The sequence below is a fragment of the Parajatrophihabitans canadensis genome, assembly GCF_053764775.1.
Window position 1 is genome coordinate 3901775 of the sequence record NZ_CM132445.1, and the last position, 16012, is coordinate 3917786.

A 16012-nucleotide genomic window follows, 5' to 3' on the forward strand; every position below is an offset into this window, starting at 1 on the left:
GGTGCAGAGACGGTCGCGGGACGCATCCAGGCGATCCAGCACCCTCTCGCGGCTACGACCGCCGATAGTCGGGCTGGTTGCGGTCACCTCGATGGCCGTGGCGCTGGCGGAACCAGTCTTCCCCGCCGCCGCCAGCCCCGAGAGCCCCAGCAATCTCCCGGCCAGCACAAGCCCAGCGAGTGAAGCGCCGGCGATCAGGGTGCCCCCAGCCGCGCCCAAGCCGACCTCGACCGAGCTGTCACCAGGGGCTCCTGATCCACATCCACCGCTCGGCGCAAAGGCCCCGGACGGCTCGGTGCCAGGCGGTGCGGCACTGGCCAGACGCGGGCTCGTCCTGCCGGCGGGCGCGCCGCCGTTGCCGGCCAATATCACCGCAGCCAGTTGGATCTTGACCGATCTCGATACCGGTGAGGTGCTCGCTGCCCGCGACCCGCACGGAAGGTACCAACCCGCGAGCATTCTGAAGCTCCTCACCACGATCACCGTGCTGCCCAAGCTGCCGGGTAACCGGATCATCACAGTGTCCAGAACGGCGGCAGCCGCCGAAGGCTCCGCGGTGGGCCTGCTCGCTGGGGCCAAGTACACCGTCGACGATCTCTTCCGTGCGCTCATGTTGGTCTCAGGTAACGACGCCGCAGCCGCACTTGCCGAGGCGAATGGCGGGGTGACAAAGACGGTTCGCGAGATGAACGCCAAGGCTCTGGAGCTCGGCGCTTACGACACCCTCGCCCAGACGCCGTCCGGGCTGGACGGCTGGCAGCAATTGACGTCCGCGTATGACATGGCGTTGTTCTTGCGCGCGGCGATCAATGAACCACGATTCGTACGGTATGACCGGCTTCCGAGCGCTACCTATCCGGCCAAGAGAAGCGTCTATGGCGCGGTTGGCGCCTACGAGTTCGACAACCAGAGCTTGAACTTCCTGCAAGGCGTTCCCGGTGCGCTGGTAGCGAAAACGGGCTTCACCGATGCCGCCCAGAACACCTACGTCTGCGCCGCCACCCGAAACGGCCACCGGCTGGGTCTGGTCTTTCTACGCAATCACCGTTACCCGCTCGACCAATTCCAGCAAGCCTCTGCCCTCTTCGATTGGGCCGCAAAGCTCAAGGCGACGATCAAGCCGGTGGGCGTGCTCGCCGGCCCCATTTCTGCCGTCGATGCGACGCCAGCGACGAGCCCCCTCGGGTCAGCCGGCACGGCAACGTCGAACGGCCCGACGTCGAGCCTCGCGCCGCACGTGGCAGGAGCGTCGGCAAGATCGGCGACGACCGGCACGACAACGGCGACAGTCATCGCTACCGTTCTTGCTGCACTCTTGCTCGTCGGCGGCGCTGTAGGGCTGCGACGGTTGCGCCGCCGACAGCTGCGCCGGCGCTGAAGAGGCTGGCAGCGATCGCGATCGGAGACAACGACGGGAGGGGACGAACCACCTCGCCCGGCGCCTCGCCGACCTCGGCCTGCTCGGTGTGTGGGTGCTCGATCGGTGCCAGCGCCTTGGCCGCGTCGAGTCGGTGCCGTGATCCAGGTTCGGCTGTTGCCGCCCACGCGACGCAATAGAGCAGGTAGCGGGACACGAGATCAATCCAGATCAGGATGCCCAGGACCGGCGCGATGACCGCCACCGCCGGCGACTGGGTAGCGCGCGAAATATAGTACGACCCGCCGATCTTGAGAATCTCGAAGCCGATCGAGGCCAGCAGAGTGGCTCGAAACGCGGTGGCCCGCGAAACCTCCACCGCCGGTAGTCGGATGAGCAACCAACCAAAGATGATCATGCTGCCGACGATCGCCAGCAAGATACCTAGTATTCTGGCGGCGGTCCCGGCCCCGGTCACGCCGTTGAGGTTGCTTTCGCGCAGGACGAACCCGGTTGCCGATGTACCCCCGGCCGTCAACGCGATCGAGACTATTGCGCCGAGACCCAGGCCGAGCAGCACGAGAGCGTCCGAGAGCTTCGCACCGATGAACGAGCGTTTCGCCTTAGGCAGTCCCCACACCGTGTCGATCGCCGTTCGAAGGTTCGCGATCCAGCCCAGGCCCGCGAGCGTAACGCCGACGAGGCCGATGATGCCGACGCTCGCACGCCTCCGCACCGCCGAATCGATCGCGTCGCTCACGGTAGTTCCGAAGTCCCGGGCAGGTTGCGCGCGATGCTGTCGAAGAGCTCGTTCTGCAGATGGGTGTTGTTGGCAAGAATGAATCCGACCACCGAAACACCCAACAAAATAAGGGGAAACAAGGCCAGAAAACTGAAGTATGTTATCGCTGCTGCGAGATGATCGCCGTGGTTGTCCTGGTATCTCTGATATGCCGTCACCACGTGCCTGACACCAGGCCGGCGCTCTTTGATCGACTTCCATCGCTCGGCCGCCCGTTGGCGCAGCGAAGCGATCGTGCCTTTGTTATTCGTTGCCATAACCCGCAGAGCCGTCTCGGCTCGTTACGAGCCGGTCAGGAAAAACTCCCGGTGGCGATGCCACGCGCGGTCATCGTCTTGGGAGAACATTACAAACCGATCCACCTGAAACTGTGCCACGAAGTCGCGTAGCTGGTCGAAGGCCTCGTCGAGGGCCGAGTCAGCAATGTCATGCGCAACCGTCACGTGCGGGTGGTACGGAAACTCAACCTCCCGGACGATCGGGTCCTTACGGACCGCACGTTCGAGTAGTTCACATTCTGCGATGCCCGTGGAGACCTGGACAAAGACCACCTGCGAGATCGGCCGGAACGTTCCGGTACCCGAAAGACGCATCGTGAATGGGCCGACCTGTTCGGCCGCCCACGACAGATGTTCCTCCACCACGGCCAGTTCATCGGCGCCGAAATCCGTTGGCGGCAGAAGCGTGACGTGGGTCGGAATCCGGTTGGCTTCGGGGTCGCCGACCCGACGACGCCACTCGGCCAGGACGGAGGCGTGCGGCTCAGGTATGGCGATCGCCACCCCGATAGTCAGTTTGTCCGTCATCGTCGCTCAGCCTACTGCAGGGGCAAGAAAACCGACCTTGTCATATGCATCGGCCAAAGTCGGGCCTGCCAGCGCGTGAGCCCGCTCGGCGCCCCGGGCCAGAATCCGGTCGAGCTCGGCCGGGTCGGCAAGCAGTTCTTGGGTACGGGCCGCGAATGGCGTCGCAAATGCCACCACTGACTCGGCCACCGCGACCTTGAGGTTTCCGTAGCCCTGCCCGGCGAATTCTGCTTCCACGTCCTCCGGAGCCCGATCGGTCATGGCGGCATGGATAGCCAACAGGTTCGAGAGCCCAGGCTTCTTCTCCGGGTCGTATCGAATCTCGTTGTCGGTATCGGTGACAGCGCGCTTGATCTTCTTCGTTATCGCCGCTGGGGAATCAGCGAGATATATCGTGCCTGCGTCAGGTCGAGATTTGGACATCTTGGCGGTCGGGTCCGTGAGGTCCAGGATCTTGGCTGCCGACTTCGGAATGAAGGCGTCTGGCACCGTGAAGGCCGCGCCGTACTTGGCGTTGAACCGCTGTGCCAGGTTGCGGGTCAGCTCCAGGTGCTGTCGCTGGTCTTCGCCGACGGGGACGTAGTTGGCCTGGTAAAGCAGGATGTCGGCGGCCTGCAGGATCGGATAGGTGAACAGGCCGACGCCTTGGCGGTCGATGCCGGATTTTGCCGACTTGTCTTTGAACTGCGTCATCCGGTTGGCCTCGCCGAAGCCAGTCATGCACTCAAGCACCCAGGACAGCTGGGTGTGCTCGGGCCGGTGAGACTGGACGAACAGGGTGCAACGGTCCGGATCCAGACCGGCAGCGAGCAGCTGCGCGGCCACGATGCGGGTTCGCTGGCGCAGCACTGCCGGCTCCGGAGCCTCGATCGTGATCGAATGCAAGTCGACCACGCAGTAGAACGCCTCGTAGCCGTCCTGCATGCTCACCCAGTTGCGAACCGCGCCGAGATAGTTGCCGAGCTGCATGGAGTCGCCCGTCGGCTGGATACCCGACAGGACACGCGGTTGGTTGTTCACCCGCCAGATCATTCCATCTTGCTCTTAGCCGACGCTGGCCGGTCGACATCAGCAGCACGACAAGCCCTCGACTGTTGATTTCGGCCGGATTCGCCTCAGCTGTGGCAGGTGGGAGTAGCAGACGAGGCGGCACTGCTCGCTGCCGTCGAAGTCGAGCCGCCGGAAGTGTCCTGAGGGTGCGCGCTCGAGTTGGGTAGCGCCGCGTTCGGTACCGCCGACTTCGACGGTGCTGCGCTGGACGAGGCTGAGTCGGACGCGGAGTTCGGCACGGCTACATTGCCGCCGCGGTCGGCAGAGCTCGAGCTGGTCTCTGCCGGCGCTGTCGAACTAGCCGGCGTACAGGTTGCCGCTGGCGTGCTGGGCGCCCTGGTGGTCGATGGGGCCGGCGCGGAGGCCGTACCAGCTGGGTCGCTGCCGGCTTTGACCGGTGCCTTGGCTGTCGAGCTGTTCAATGCCTTCACGGTAGGTTTCGCCGGCGGGCGGCTCTTCAGCGGCGGCCGGACCTTGGTCACGTCCGATACGACGGGCAGGATCGAGCCGTCGATGCCAATTGCCCGATCGCGGTACGCCTCGCCCCAGGCAAGAACGGTTGCGAGGTAGGCCTGTGAGTTGTTGTAGCTCAGAATCGCCGCTTGCAGGCCACCAGCCGTGGCCAGATTCCGATCATGCGCGCACAGGTATCGTCCGGCCGCGAGGGTCGCATCGAAGATGTTGTTGGGGTCCTTCTTGCCGTCGCCATTTCCGTCCGCACCTACGCTCGCCCAGGTACTGGGAATGAACTGCATCGGCCCGACCGCGCGGTCGTAGGTGGTGTCGCCGTCCAGGACGCCGTGGTCGGTATCGGTGATGACGGCATCGCCGGCTATACCGCCGTTGAGAACCGGTCCGAGAATGCGCCCGCGGGTCGTGCCGTCGGCGTACAGCCTGCCGTCTTCGGCATGGCCCGATTCAGTGTGGCCGATGCCGGCGAGCAGCCACCATGGCAAGTGGCAGGCGGGTTCCTCGACCGCCATCTTCTGCGCCGCAAGGTGATAGGCCTGTAGGACGAGCAACGGGATGCCGAGCTCGCCGGTGGCACCGGCCGGACCGAAAGGTGCCGCGACCGGCGCGACGGTAGCGCTGGCGTGGGTGTAGCTGCTGAAGGTAGACGGTTTGATCGGAATATCGCCCCATACCGGCGGGTCGCTCTGCGTCGAGCCCGTCGACAGCGAGGTGGTGGCAGCATCGCCGAGCGCGTCGAGGTTCGCAGTGTTGGCGTCTGAATTCGTGGCGGTAGTGGCCGACAGGGGGCCACAGGCGAGCAGTAGCAACGCCGCAATTGCTGCGACGCTGACGCCAATGGAGAGTGAGAGTCGTTTGCTGGCCCGACCGGGAGCGTACCGAGGATGTGCCACGAGCTTTGCCCAACGCGTTGAGAGTGGTTAGTCGTACACGTTCAGAGCGTCCATCATCGAACGCAAATACGTATTTAGCTACCCCTGACACAAACTTTACGTGCGGTTTGTCGCAATCGTCATCCAGCCGCAAGATCCCGGCCATCTCGTCTAGCCAAACCTCACACCAGCCTTGCTTCAGCGGTCCTGCTTAAGCGGTATGACCTCAAGTCGCCATCGCGACCTCAGGGCATACCAACCTCTTCGGCAGCCGCCGAAGAATCCTTAGGCTTTCCCGAGAGTGCATCTTTGGAAATCGGCTCTGCGGACGGTTCCTGCCGTTCAGGCAGCGGCTCGACTCGGATCCGTGAGGTCCGCCGGCCATCCACGTCCAGGACAGAGATGACGTGCTTGTCGAGCTCGACGCGGTCGCCGACCTGCGGCAGTTTGCCGAGCCGGGACATCACAAAGCCGGCCGCTGTCTCGTACGGGCCGTCAGGAAGCGCGACACCGGTGTATTCCTCGAACTCATCGAGGTTGACCCGTCCGTCCAGCTCGACGACACCCCCGGTCAGGCGGCGGGAGGCATCGCCGTCAGCGTCGTACTCGTCACGGATATCGCCGATGACCTCCTCGATGAGATCCTCGAGTGTGACGATGCCATCGGTGCCGCCGTACTCATCGACCACGATCGCCATGTGGTGGCCCTCCCGGCGCATCTCGCTGAGTGCGGCAAGCACGTTCTTCGAGCCAGGCAGCACCTTCACATCGCGGACCAGGTCTGCGACTGTCTGCGCGCGGTCAGTCAGCGGGTCAGTTCCGGGTGCGCCGAGCAATAGATCACGGATATGGACGAAACCGAGAATGTCATCGTTGCTCTGGCCAGTCACCGGATACCGCGAGTGGGGTGAGTCCCCCGCAATCTTGCCCGCGCGACGGATCGTCATGCTGCCCTCCAGAAAGGTGACCTCCGTCCGCGAGATCATCACATGGCTCACGGTGCGCTCACCCGCCGCGAAGACATCGTCGATCAAGCGCCGCTCGTCGGTCGTCAACGACTCGTGAGCGGCCACCAGGCCGCGCAGCTCTTCTTCACTGATCATGTCGCGACCGGCCTTGGGATCTCCACCGAGAATCCGGACCACCACATCCGTACAACGTGACAGCAGCCAGATAACTGGCCTGAGGGCCCGAGCCATCCGATCCAGGGTTGGTCCGAACAACATCGAGACGGATTCCGGACGTTGAAGCGCGAGCCGTTTCGGCGCCAGCTCCCCAAGGACGAGCGTGACGAATGAAATCAGCAACGTCACGCCGACGATGCCCACGACACCCGCGAGGGTCTCACCAACGCCTCGGTCGATGAGCGCGTCCTTCGCCGCCTCGGACAGCGTGACGGCACCGAAGGCCGAGGACAGCAGTGCGGTGGACGTGACGCCGATCTGGACGGCGGCAAGAAACCGGTTCGGGTCCGCCAGCAGTCGCGCCACAGCCTGGCCGCGTCGGCCGGCATCGGCCATCGCCTTGGTCTGACCTTCACGCAGCGAAACCAAGGCAATCTCGGCGGCGACGAACAGCGCCTCGACCAGGATCAGGCCCAGCACGATGAGAACGTTGAGCAGAGTGCCGTTCATCTGGTGCGAATCGCCCCTTGGTCGAAGTTCTGTCTCACGTCATACTTCGTCCGGCTACCGGATTGTTCTCGAGTGTAAGGTCGGCCGCTCCTACCCACCCAATCTCAGCTTGGATCGAACGCCTATGAACCCGCCAGCCCCACCCGCGCTACACGTACTCGTCACGGGCGGGGGCGGTTACGTCGGCAGCGTCGTAGCGGCACAACTGCTGGCCGCAGGACACCAGGTTGTAGTCCTCGACGACCTTTCCACCGGGCACGCTGATGCGGTGCCGCCGGGCGCGGATTTCGTCGAGGGTTCGATCGCTGATCCTGCTGCCACTGATGCAGTATTTGCGCGTGCGTCGATCGATACCGTCGTGCATTGTGCTGCTCGGTCCGTCGTGGCCGAGTCGGTGCGATCTCCCGAGCTCTACTGGGCTAACAACGTCGGCGGCTCCCTGGCGTTACTCGAAGCGATGCGCCAGCACGAGGTGCGCCGAATCGTGTTTTCTTCGACAGCCGCGACCTATGGCGAACCCGAAACCGTTCCGATCCTCGAGAGCGCGTCGACCACGCCGACGAGCACCTACGGGGCGAGCAAGTTGGCGGTCGACCACATGCTGACCAGCTACGCCCACGCCTACGGATTCAGCGCGGTTAGCCTGCGTTATTTCAACGTTGCCGGGGCCTTGATCACCGAGCAGGGGATGCTCGGCGAACGCCATACCACCGAAACGCATCTCATCCCGATCGCTCTCGAGGTCGCGGCCGGCATCCGCGCCGAGCTCAGCATCTACGGCACGTCCTATCCCACGCCTGACGGCACGTGCATCCGCGACTACATCCACGTCATGGACCTGGCGGATGCCCACCTGCGGGCACTGGCGTGGACGGAGCATCACCGGAGCGAGCATCTGATCTGCAACCTCGGCTCCGGGCGGGGCAACTCCGTCCGCGAGGTGGTCGTTGCCGTCCGCGAGGTCACCGGCGCGCCCACACCGACCGTGGACCGCGAGAACCGCGCGGGCGATCCTGCCGTCCTCATCGCCTCCAACATCCGTGCAGCCGAAGTCCTCGGTTGGAGGCCGACGCGCGACCTCGATCAGATGGTTGCTGATGCGGCGACCTTCGCAGCGAACCGGGTTCGGAACCGCGATGTCGAGGCCGACCATGACGGCGACGGCGCCAAGGCGTGAGTTCAGCCGACTCACCCGCGCGGTGGCGCTCACCCGGACGGGTCAACCTGATCGGAGAACACACCGACTACAACGACGGATTCTGCCTGCCGCTGGCCATTGCCCAGGGTTGCGATGCGAGTGTTTCCAGGCTGGACGAAGACGTTGTCGAGGTCGTTTCGGCTCAGCGCACCGATCCGGTCGAAATCCAATTGCGCGGTGCGGCTCCGGAGGCTTTCGCCTTGCTTCGCTCTCAGGACCGTTGGGCTGGTTACCCGATCGGCGTGGTCTGGGCGTTACGCCAGCGGGGTCACCAGCTCGGCGGCATGAGCATTGAGATCAACAGCGATGTGCCCGAGGGCGCGGGCCTTTCTTCTTCGGCAGCGCTGGCGTGCGCGGTGGCTGCGGCTGTGGCCGACCTGTTTGACCTCGGACTGGATCAGGGCGAGGTAGTTTCGATCGCACGCCAGGCCGAGAACGACTTTGTAGGCACACCGACCGGCGGGATGGATCAGCTCGCTTCGGTGTTCGGCGCTGCGGGCCAAGTGCTGCTGTGCGATATGCGAACCCTCACGGTCGAGGCTCTACCGTTCGACCTCGAGAGCGCCGGGCTGGCCTTGCTCGTAGTTGACACCCGAGCGCACCACCAACACGTGGCGGGGCCTTATGCGGAACGACGCGCTGCCTGCGAGGAGGCTGCTCGCCAGCTGGGCGTCCCCGCCTTACGCGATATCACGCTCGAGGACCTCCCCGATGCGATGAAGAAACTCGACAGCGACCTGCTTCGCAAGCGCGCCCGGCACGTCATAACCGAGAACGACCGGACGCTCGCCGCTGCTGGCCTGCTTCGCACCGGTCAGCTCCGACAGGTGGGTCGGCTGCTCACGGCCTCACACGCCAGCCTGCGAGACGATTTTCAGGTGTCCGTTCCCGAAGTTGATCTCGCCGTCGAGGTGATGCTGGCTTTTGAGGCTTATGGCGCTCGAATGACCGGCGGCGGCTTCGGCGGTTGCGCGATCGGCCTGATGGATCCGGCTCAAGCGCGCGCGGCGGCGATCGGACTGGATGGCGCCTTCGGCGGGCGGGGCTACACCGAGCCCTCGATTTTCACTGCTACCGCCTCCGCGGGTACGCATCGGCTGAGCTAGCCGACCGCCACCGGACTGAACTCGGCCCCGGCGCCGGTGAATCTGACGCGAGGGGTCAAGAATGATGTCCATGGGCGAACCTGAACGAAATTGGGCGGGCACGGTCACATACCGGACGACGGGGCTCGTAGCGCCCACAACGCTGGCCGAGCTGCAGGAGCGTGTCGCCGCCAGCCCACGGATACGAGCTCTGGGCAGCAGGCATTCGTTCAGCGACGTAGCGGACACAAGCGGTGAGCTCGTGGCCGTCCGCAACCTCGAACATCCGGTAGTAATCGACGAGAGCGCCTTGACGGTTGAGGTCGGCGGCGGTGTCAGGTACGGCGAGCTGGCGACGGTTCTCAACGACGCCGGTTACGCCTTGCACAACCTCGGCTCGCTTCCGCACATCTCGGTGGCAGGGGCCTGTGCCACCGGCACCCACGGTTCAGGCGATGCGAACGGCAACTTGCCGAGCGCGGTGCGAGCGATCGACTTCATACGAGCCGATGGCGAGGCCGTAAGACTGAGCCGCGCGGCAAATCCCGAGGAGTTCGCTGGTGCCGTGGTCAGCATGGGCGCACTCGGCGTCGTTACTGCCTTGACTCTTGCCGTCGTCCCCGCGTATCAGCTCAGGCAGGACGTCTATCTGGATCTTCCATTCGAAACCGTGGTCGAGAACCTGCCCGAGATCTTCGGCGCCGCCTACAGCGTCAGCCTGTTCACCAATTGGAGTCGAGGTTTCGATCAGGCTTGGTTGAAACGCAGGGTCGACGCGACCACGGCAAGCACGCAGGCTCCGACCGAGTTCTTCAGCGGCAGCCTCGCGACGGCCGCACAACATCCGATTCTCGGGCAGGACCCGGTCAGTGCTACCCAGCAGCTGGGTGTTGCCGGGCCGTGGCATGAACGCCTGCCTCACTTTCGGCTCGACTTCGTCCCGAGCAACGGTCATGAAATTCAAACCGAGTATCTCCTGCCGCGCGAGAATGCCGGCGCCGCACTCGTAGCGCTTCGACCGCTGGCCGCGCGGCTGGCCCCGCTGTTGATGGTAAGCGAGTTTCGTACTATCGCCGCTGATGATTTGTGGCTGAGCCCGAGTTATCAGCGGGATTCGTTCGCCGTACACTTCACGTGGATCGCCGACACCGAACGGGTGCGGGCGCTGTTACCGGCCATCGAGGCTGCACTGGCTCCGCTAGATGCCCGACCCCACTGGGGCAAGGTCTTCACAATCGCCCCAGAGCGAGTGCGGGCGATGTATGAACACCGAGCGGACTTTGCTGCCTTGGCAGCTGAATATGATCCGGCGGGCAAGTTCAGCAATGAGTTCTTGCAGACCTATGTTCTTTGAGAAGCTGCCTTTCCCAACTCGTGGCTCGTGGCTCGTGGCTGGTGGCTACCATTTGTCGTGCACGAGCGGGCGCAGCTGCTCGTCGTAGAGCTCCTTGATGGCGACCCGCGCGGATTGGCTCAGTGGCACCACTTCAATCGCTGCGGCATTTGCCTTTACTTGCGCTACTGAACTGGCTCCGGGTATCACCGTGGTGACGCCGGGCTGATCAATGATCCAGCGCAGCGCGAGGTGGGCCGGTGAGACTCCGGCCTCGGCAGCGATCGCGCTGAACCGGACGGCGGCGTCGACGCCCGCTTCGAAGGGCACACCTGCGAAGGTCTCGCCCACATCGAAGGCTTCGCCGTGGCGGTTGAACTGACGATGATCGTCCGGACTGAAGGTGGTGGACCGATTGAATCGCCCGCTGAGCAATCCCGAAGCAAGCGGCACTCGGGCAACGATCGCCACACCTGCCTCGATCGCCGCCGGCAGCACCTGCTCGAGCGGTTTCTGCCGGAAGGCGTTGAGGATGATCTGGACACTGGCCACACCAGGCCGTGATATTGCAGTCAGTGCCTGGTCGCAGGTCTCCACGCTGACGCCGTATGCGGCGATCCGTTGCTCGGTGACCAGGGTATCCAGTGCGTCGAAGACCTCGGCTGAGCTGAACACCGCCGTCGGCGGGGTATGCAGCTGAACCAGATCGAGGGTTTCGACGCCGAGGTTTTGGCGCGACCGGTCGATCCAGCCGCGAAAATTCGCCAGCACGTAGTTTTCCGGCAGCTGCTCTACCCGCCGACCCATCTTCGTGAAAACGGTCGTGTGCGCCGCGATGTCGGGGTGTTGGCGTAGGAATGCGCCGATCGTCTGCTCGCTGCGCCCGTCGCCGTAGACGTCAGCGGTGTCGAACAGGGTCACGCCCGCGTCACTGGCTGCGGCCAAGATCTCGGTTGCGGTGCTGCTCTCCACGTGGCCCCAGTCCCCGCCGAGCTGCCACGTCCCGAGCCCGATCACAGACAGGTCGTAGGGCAATCGGGAGGCACTTCGGAGCTCGATAGTCACCCTGCCATCCTGCTCCGTCGGGGTTCGATACGACACGCAGGGGCAGGATTTCGAGCGATACAGCTTTTCTGTCGTAGGGCACTTGTAACTTTCAGGTATGCGGTTTCTGCACACTTCCGACTGGCATCTGGGTCGCACGCTGCACGGCGTTGACCTGCTCGATGCCCAGCGGGCCGTGCTGCGTCAGATTGTCGAGCTCGTACGCCACCCAGTCGGTGGCGTGCCGATCGACGCCGTCTTGGTAGCTGGCGATATCTACGATCGGGCTGTGCCGCCTGTCGAGGCGATCAGCCTGTTCGCAGAGACGCTCACCGCGCTCACCTCGCACACCACGGTCGTCGTCACGGCGGGCAATCACGATTCGGCGATCCGCCTAGGCTTCGGTTCCGAGCTGTTCACCGACCGACTGCAAGTTCAGACCTCGCTGGCCTCGATCGGTACACCGGTCATCTTGGGCGACGTCGCGATCTATCCGCTTCCCTATCTCGACCCTGACGTGGCGCGGTCGGCATTGGGTACCGGTGACGATCTGCTTCCTCGATCCCACCAGGCTGTCACCTCCGCCGCGATGGACCTTGTCCGTGCAGATCTGGCCGGGCGCGCGCCAGGTACCCGAGCGATCGTCATGGCACATGCGTTTGTCGTCGGCGGTGCGCCCTGCGACAGTGAAAGGCCAATCGTCGTCGGCGGGGTCGACCATGTCAGCGCCGATACCTTCGACGGCGTCGACTACGTGGCATTGGGCCACCTGCACGGCGCCCAGCAACTCAGTACGAATTCTTCAGCCGTGCTGCGGTACAGCGGGTCGCCGATGAGATATTCGTTCTCCGAACGCACCCACACAAAATCAGTCACTCTCGTCGACCTCAACGCTGCGGGTTCGGTCGACACCACGGTGATCGACCTGCATCAGCCACGTGAGATGGTTGATCTCGTCGGGCCATTGGCAGAGCTGACCGGTGATCCTCAGCACTCCCAGCACGCAGCCAGCTGGGTACGTGTCACGGTTACCGATAGTTCGAGACCCGACCAGATGTTCGACCGCGTCAAGTCCAGCTTTCCGCACGTCTTACAGGTATTCCACGTCCCGACGGGCGCAGGTGATCCGGGTCAGCGTCCGCTTGAACTCGCCGCTGAACGCTCGCCGCGCGAACTCGGAGCAGACTTCATCGAGCACGTCACAGGCCTGTCCGCCGACGGTTCCGAACTCGAGCTGTTCGAGCAGGCTTACCGAGACGCGTTGGCCGACACCGCAACCGAGGCGCGCCGAGTCTGATGCAGCTGCACCGCATGAGCATGAGCGCGATCGGCCCGTTCGCGGGTCAGGTTGACATCGACTTTTCCCGGTTGGGGGGCAGCGGCCTGTTCTTACTCGAGGGCCCCACCGGCTCGGGTAAGTCCACGGTCATCGATGCAATTTCATTCGCCCTTTACGGCAAGGTGGCTCAGACCGGTGCGCACCGCGAGCGGCTTCGATCCCATCACGCCGATCCGGCCGCTGAGCCGGTGGTGGAGCTCGTCTTCGAAACGCAAGGTGGCATCTATCGAATCCGGCGCACCCCGAGTTTCGAACGACCGAAGAAGAAAGGCACTGGGAGCACCCCAGTCAATGCCACGGTCAAGATCTGGCGCCTGAATACTCCGGACGACCGATCGAGCGGCGAGCCGCTCTCAACTCGAATCTCGGAGGCAGACGACGAAATCACCCGAGCGATCGGCCTCAGCCACGAGCAGTTCGTCCAGACTGTCGTGCTGCCGCAGGGTGAATTCGCTACCTTTCTCAAGTCCAAAACCGACGACAAGCGTGCCTTGCTGCAAAAACTGTTCGGCACCGAGGTGCTGTCTCGTACCCAGCAACGTCTCGTCGAAGGGCGGCGGGCCGCGGAGGTTAGGCGGGCAAGCACCACCGCCGCGATAGGTAAGACGGTGCAAGCTTTTGTAGGGGCGTCAGGCGCCGCCGTCGACACTGCTGACAGAGCCGATTTGCTCATCGAGCATGGTGATTCTGATGGTCTCAAGCTTCTGATCGACTCGGCACTCACCGAGCTGGCGGCAGCCGCGAAGGCCGCGGCTGCGACCACGGCCAAGGCATCGAGATCCCGCATACGTGCCCAGCACGCCCTCGATTCAGCACGAGATCTATTGCGTCGCCAGACGAAACGAGCCGAGCTCGCCGCCCGACGTGATCAGCTCGCCGTCGGCCTGGACGCGATTTCGGCCCGCCGTGATGAGCTCGATGCCGCTGAACGGGCAAGACGAGTCGAATCCGCAGCAACGTCACTGGCGATGGCGATAGCGAGGTCCGACGACGCGCAGATCGCCGACACCAGCGCCAGATCTTCGTTACCCGCAGAGCTGAAAGCAGCGGCCGAGGCCGAGCTGCGCGAGCGGGCGGCCCTCGCACGCGGCCATGTCGGCGAGTTGGCCGCTGACATCGAGCGTGAGAACCGGCTGCCGCGCCTGCAGGTGGCCCTTTCTGAGACCTTGCTCGAAGCCGAAAGGATCGCCGACCAGCTAGTCGAGGCACGAGCCGAACTCGAGCACCTACCGGAGCTCTTGTCCCAATACCGTGCGCAGCGCTCGGCATTCGCGGCGGACGCCGCACGCCAGCCCTCACTGGCGGCCGAGGCCGACCGCGCCGCAGACCGGCTCGCAGCCTCCGTCCGCGCCACCGCCGCGGCTGTCACTCTCTCTCAGGATCGTCAGATCACCCTCGCCGCACACGCCGCCTGGGAACAAAAAGAGCAATCGCTGGCCTTGATGCGCTTGTCGTGGCGAGCGAGTGTTGCAGGCGAACTCGGCCAACAGCTCGCCGATGGCTATCCGTGCGTCGTATGTGGCTCTGCCGAGCACCCGCAACCGGCACGACCAGGCAAACACGACGTCGGACAGGACGACCTGGACCGAGCCGAGGCCGAGTCCAAGCGGCTACGTGTCGCGATGCAAGCCGCGCAGGAACAGCTGGCCAAACAAGAGGCTGAGATCGCCGAGTTGCAATACATCGCAGATCAGCTCAGTCCCGATCAAGCCCAGATCAAGGTCGATGAACTCAATGCGGCGCTGCAGGCGGCCGCCGGCGCCGCGCAGCGTTGCGATGAACTTGACAGCCAAATCTCGGACGCCGAATCACGATCGACGGTGATCGCCGAACACGTCAGTACCGCCGAAATCGGTCGCGCCAGCCTGGTCGAGCGCGCCGCTGCCCTCGAAACCAAAATCGCCGACGATAGCCGCCAACTCGAGCAGGTGCGCGCGAGCTACCGCTCGGTCGCCGAGCGAAGGGATTCGCTTCAAGCGCAGGTCAACGATCTCGAAATGGCGGCTGCGGCCGCCCAGTCGTTGTCCACGGCCGATGCACATGCCCTCGAATGCGGCGCGGGCTTCCAGCAAGCCTTGGCAGCAGCAGGTTTCGCAGCAGAAGCTGACTGTTTGGCAGCACGCCGCTCGGACGATGAAGTCAGTGGTTTGCGCATCACCATCAAAGCCTTTGACGACGAATGGGCCGGCGTTCATTCACAATTGGTCGATCCGGAGTTGCTGGACCGGGCCTTGGACAACGCAATTCCGGACCTCGAACCGCTCGTCGCCGCGCTGGCAGAATCCGAACGAATCGAAGCCGAACATGCAGCGCTCAGCGGTTCGGCTCGCGATCGGCTCGAGGGTGCTACCCGGCACGCTCATGCGATCGACAAGGCGCTGGCCGCAGGCTCACAAGTCCTGATCGAAACAGCTCCAATCATTCGGCTTGGCAATCTCGCCGCGGGATCAGGCGACAACCAGCTCAAGATGGAGCTCACGACCTACGCTCTCATCAGGCGATTTGCCGAGGTGGTGAGTGCGGCCAACACTCAACTACGCCGGGTCTCGGGTGGGCGTTACGAGCTCCAACACAGCGACGCTCGCAGCGGAAACGCCAAGTCAGGCTTGGGCTTGACGGTTTTGGATCTGCACACCGGCCGTCCTCGCGATCCGGGAACGCTCTCCGGTGGCGAGACTTTCTACGTTTCGCTGTCGCTGGCGCTCGGCCTGGCTGATGTGGTTCGAGCCGAAGCCGGCGGTGTCGACCTCGGAACCCTTTTCATCGACGAGGGTTTCGGTTCGCTCGACCCCGAGGTGCTCGACGAAGTACTTGGAGTACTCGATTCGTTGCGCGCCGCAGGTCGCACGGTCGGCGTGGTCAGCCACGTCGCGGAGATGAAGTCACGAATCGCCGAACGCATCGAGATTCGCCACAACGCTGACGGCTCGTCCAGGCTCACCGTCCTCGCCTAAGGCCCAGCTGCCCCGCGGAAGGTGCCTACTAAAGGTGGCGGTGTCCCCGCTGGTGAGCGAGTTGCAT

The 16012-nt window shown here is 64.1% G+C and carries 11 protein-coding genes and 1 pseudogene; 6 read left to right on the forward strand and 6 right to left on the reverse strand.

The window, feature by feature from the left end:
• Position 1: 1 nt before the first annotated feature.
• Positions 2–1378, forward strand: a complete 1377-nt coding sequence (locus ACSMXN_RS18760) for a serine hydrolase (RefSeq protein WP_155958417.1) — start codon at positions 2–4, stop codon at positions 1376–1378.
• Here ACSMXN_RS18760 and ACSMXN_RS18765 read toward each other — a convergent pair.
• From ACSMXN_RS18765 to ACSMXN_RS18785, 5 genes and pseudogenes are all read right to left on the reverse strand, one after another.
• Positions 1296–2416: pseudogene (locus ACSMXN_RS18765) on the reverse strand (YhjD/YihY/BrkB family envelope integrity protein). The gene ACSMXN_RS18760 and the pseudogene ACSMXN_RS18765 sit on opposite strands and share 83 nt — an antisense overlap.
• 24 nt (positions 2417–2440) lie before the next feature.
• Positions 2441–2965 (reverse strand): 2'-5' RNA ligase family protein, encoded by a 525-nt coding sequence (locus ACSMXN_RS18770; RefSeq protein WP_022913843.1) that lies wholly within the window; start codon positions 2963–2965, stop codon positions 2441–2443.
• A gap of 6 nt (positions 2966–2971) precedes the next feature.
• Positions 2972–3997: a tryptophan--tRNA ligase gene (trpS, locus tag ACSMXN_RS18775; RefSeq protein ID WP_022913844.1), complete on the reverse strand. Its 1026-nt coding sequence runs from the start codon at positions 3995–3997 to the stop codon at positions 2972–2974.
• An 83-nt stretch (positions 3998–4080) separates the two neighbouring features.
• Positions 4081–5379 (reverse strand): lytic murein transglycosylase, encoded by a 1299-nt coding sequence (locus ACSMXN_RS18780; RefSeq protein WP_022913845.1) that lies wholly within the window; start codon positions 5377–5379, stop codon positions 4081–4083.
• Positions 5380–5603: 224 nt separating this feature from the next.
• The gene (locus ACSMXN_RS18785) at positions 5604–6992 is read right to left on the reverse strand and encodes a hemolysin family protein (RefSeq protein WP_022913846.1); all 1389 of its coding nucleotides are present in this window, start codon (positions 6990–6992) and stop codon (positions 5604–5606) included.
• A 124-nt stretch (positions 6993–7116) separates the two neighbouring features.
• Between ACSMXN_RS18785 and galE the strand changes: the two genes are divergently transcribed.
• From galE to ACSMXN_RS18800, 3 genes are all read left to right on the forward strand, one after another.
• On the forward strand, positions 7117–8169 hold the full coding sequence (gene galE, locus ACSMXN_RS18790; protein ID WP_022913847.1) for a UDP-glucose 4-epimerase GalE: 1053 nt from the start codon (positions 7117–7119) through the stop codon (positions 8167–8169).
• Positions 8166–9296 carry a galactokinase gene (galK, locus tag ACSMXN_RS18795; RefSeq protein WP_022913848.1) on the forward strand — a complete coding sequence of 377 codons (1131 nt, stop codon included), beginning with the start codon at positions 8166–8168 and terminating at the stop codon, positions 9294–9296. Before galE ends, galK begins: the two co-directional genes overlap by 4 nt.
• 64 nt (positions 9297–9360) lie before the next feature.
• Positions 9361–10629, forward strand: coding sequence for a D-arabinono-1,4-lactone oxidase (locus ACSMXN_RS18800; RefSeq protein ID WP_196811329.1), 1269 nt, complete (start codon positions 9361–9363; stop codon positions 10627–10629).
• A 45-nt stretch (positions 10630–10674) separates the two neighbouring features.
• Here ACSMXN_RS18800 and ACSMXN_RS18805 read toward each other — a convergent pair whose 3' ends face one another.
• The gene (locus ACSMXN_RS18805; RefSeq protein ID WP_027139575.1) at positions 10675–11667 is read right to left on the reverse strand and encodes an aldo/keto reductase; all 993 of its coding nucleotides are present in this window, start codon (positions 11665–11667) and stop codon (positions 10675–10677) included.
• A 103-nt stretch (positions 11668–11770) separates the two neighbouring features.
• Here ACSMXN_RS18805 and ACSMXN_RS18810 point away from each other — a divergent pair, with 103 nt between their 5' ends.
• Positions 11771–12949: a metallophosphoesterase family protein gene (locus ACSMXN_RS18810; RefSeq protein ID WP_022913851.1), complete on the forward strand. Its 1179-nt coding sequence runs from the start codon at positions 11771–11773 to the stop codon at positions 12947–12949.
• Positions 12949–15945, forward strand: coding sequence for an AAA family ATPase (locus ACSMXN_RS18815; RefSeq protein ID WP_022913852.1), 2997 nt, complete (start codon positions 12949–12951; stop codon positions 15943–15945). The genes ACSMXN_RS18810 and ACSMXN_RS18815 overlap by 1 nt, the downstream gene beginning before the upstream one ends.
• Positions 15946–16012: the final 67 nt, after the last annotated feature.

Excerpts from the sequence above, each read along its gene's own strand:
- ACSMXN_RS18770 (WP_022913843.1), bottom strand. The coding sequence starts at position 2,965 with ATGACGGACAAACTGACTATCGGGGTGGCGATCGCCATACCTGAGCCG.
- ACSMXN_RS18800 (WP_196811329.1), top strand. The coding sequence starts at position 9,361 with ATGTCCATGGGCGAACCTGAACGAAATTGGGCGGGCACGGTCACATAC.
- trpS (WP_022913844.1), bottom strand. The coding sequence starts at position 3,997 with ATGATCTGGCGGGTGAACAACCAACCGCGTGTCCTGTCGGGTATCCAG.
- ACSMXN_RS18810 (WP_022913851.1), top strand. The coding sequence starts at position 11,771 with ATGCGGTTTCTGCACACTTCCGACTGGCATCTGGGTCGCACGCTGCAC.
- ACSMXN_RS18785 (WP_022913846.1), bottom strand. The coding sequence starts at position 6,992 with ATGAACGGCACTCTGCTCAACGTTCTCATCGTGCTGGGCCTGATCCTG.
- ACSMXN_RS18815 (WP_022913852.1), top strand. The coding sequence starts at position 12,949 with ATGCAGCTGCACCGCATGAGCATGAGCGCGATCGGCCCGTTCGCGGGT.
- galE (WP_022913847.1), top strand. The coding sequence starts at position 7,117 with ATGAACCCGCCAGCCCCACCCGCGCTACACGTACTCGTCACGGGCGGG.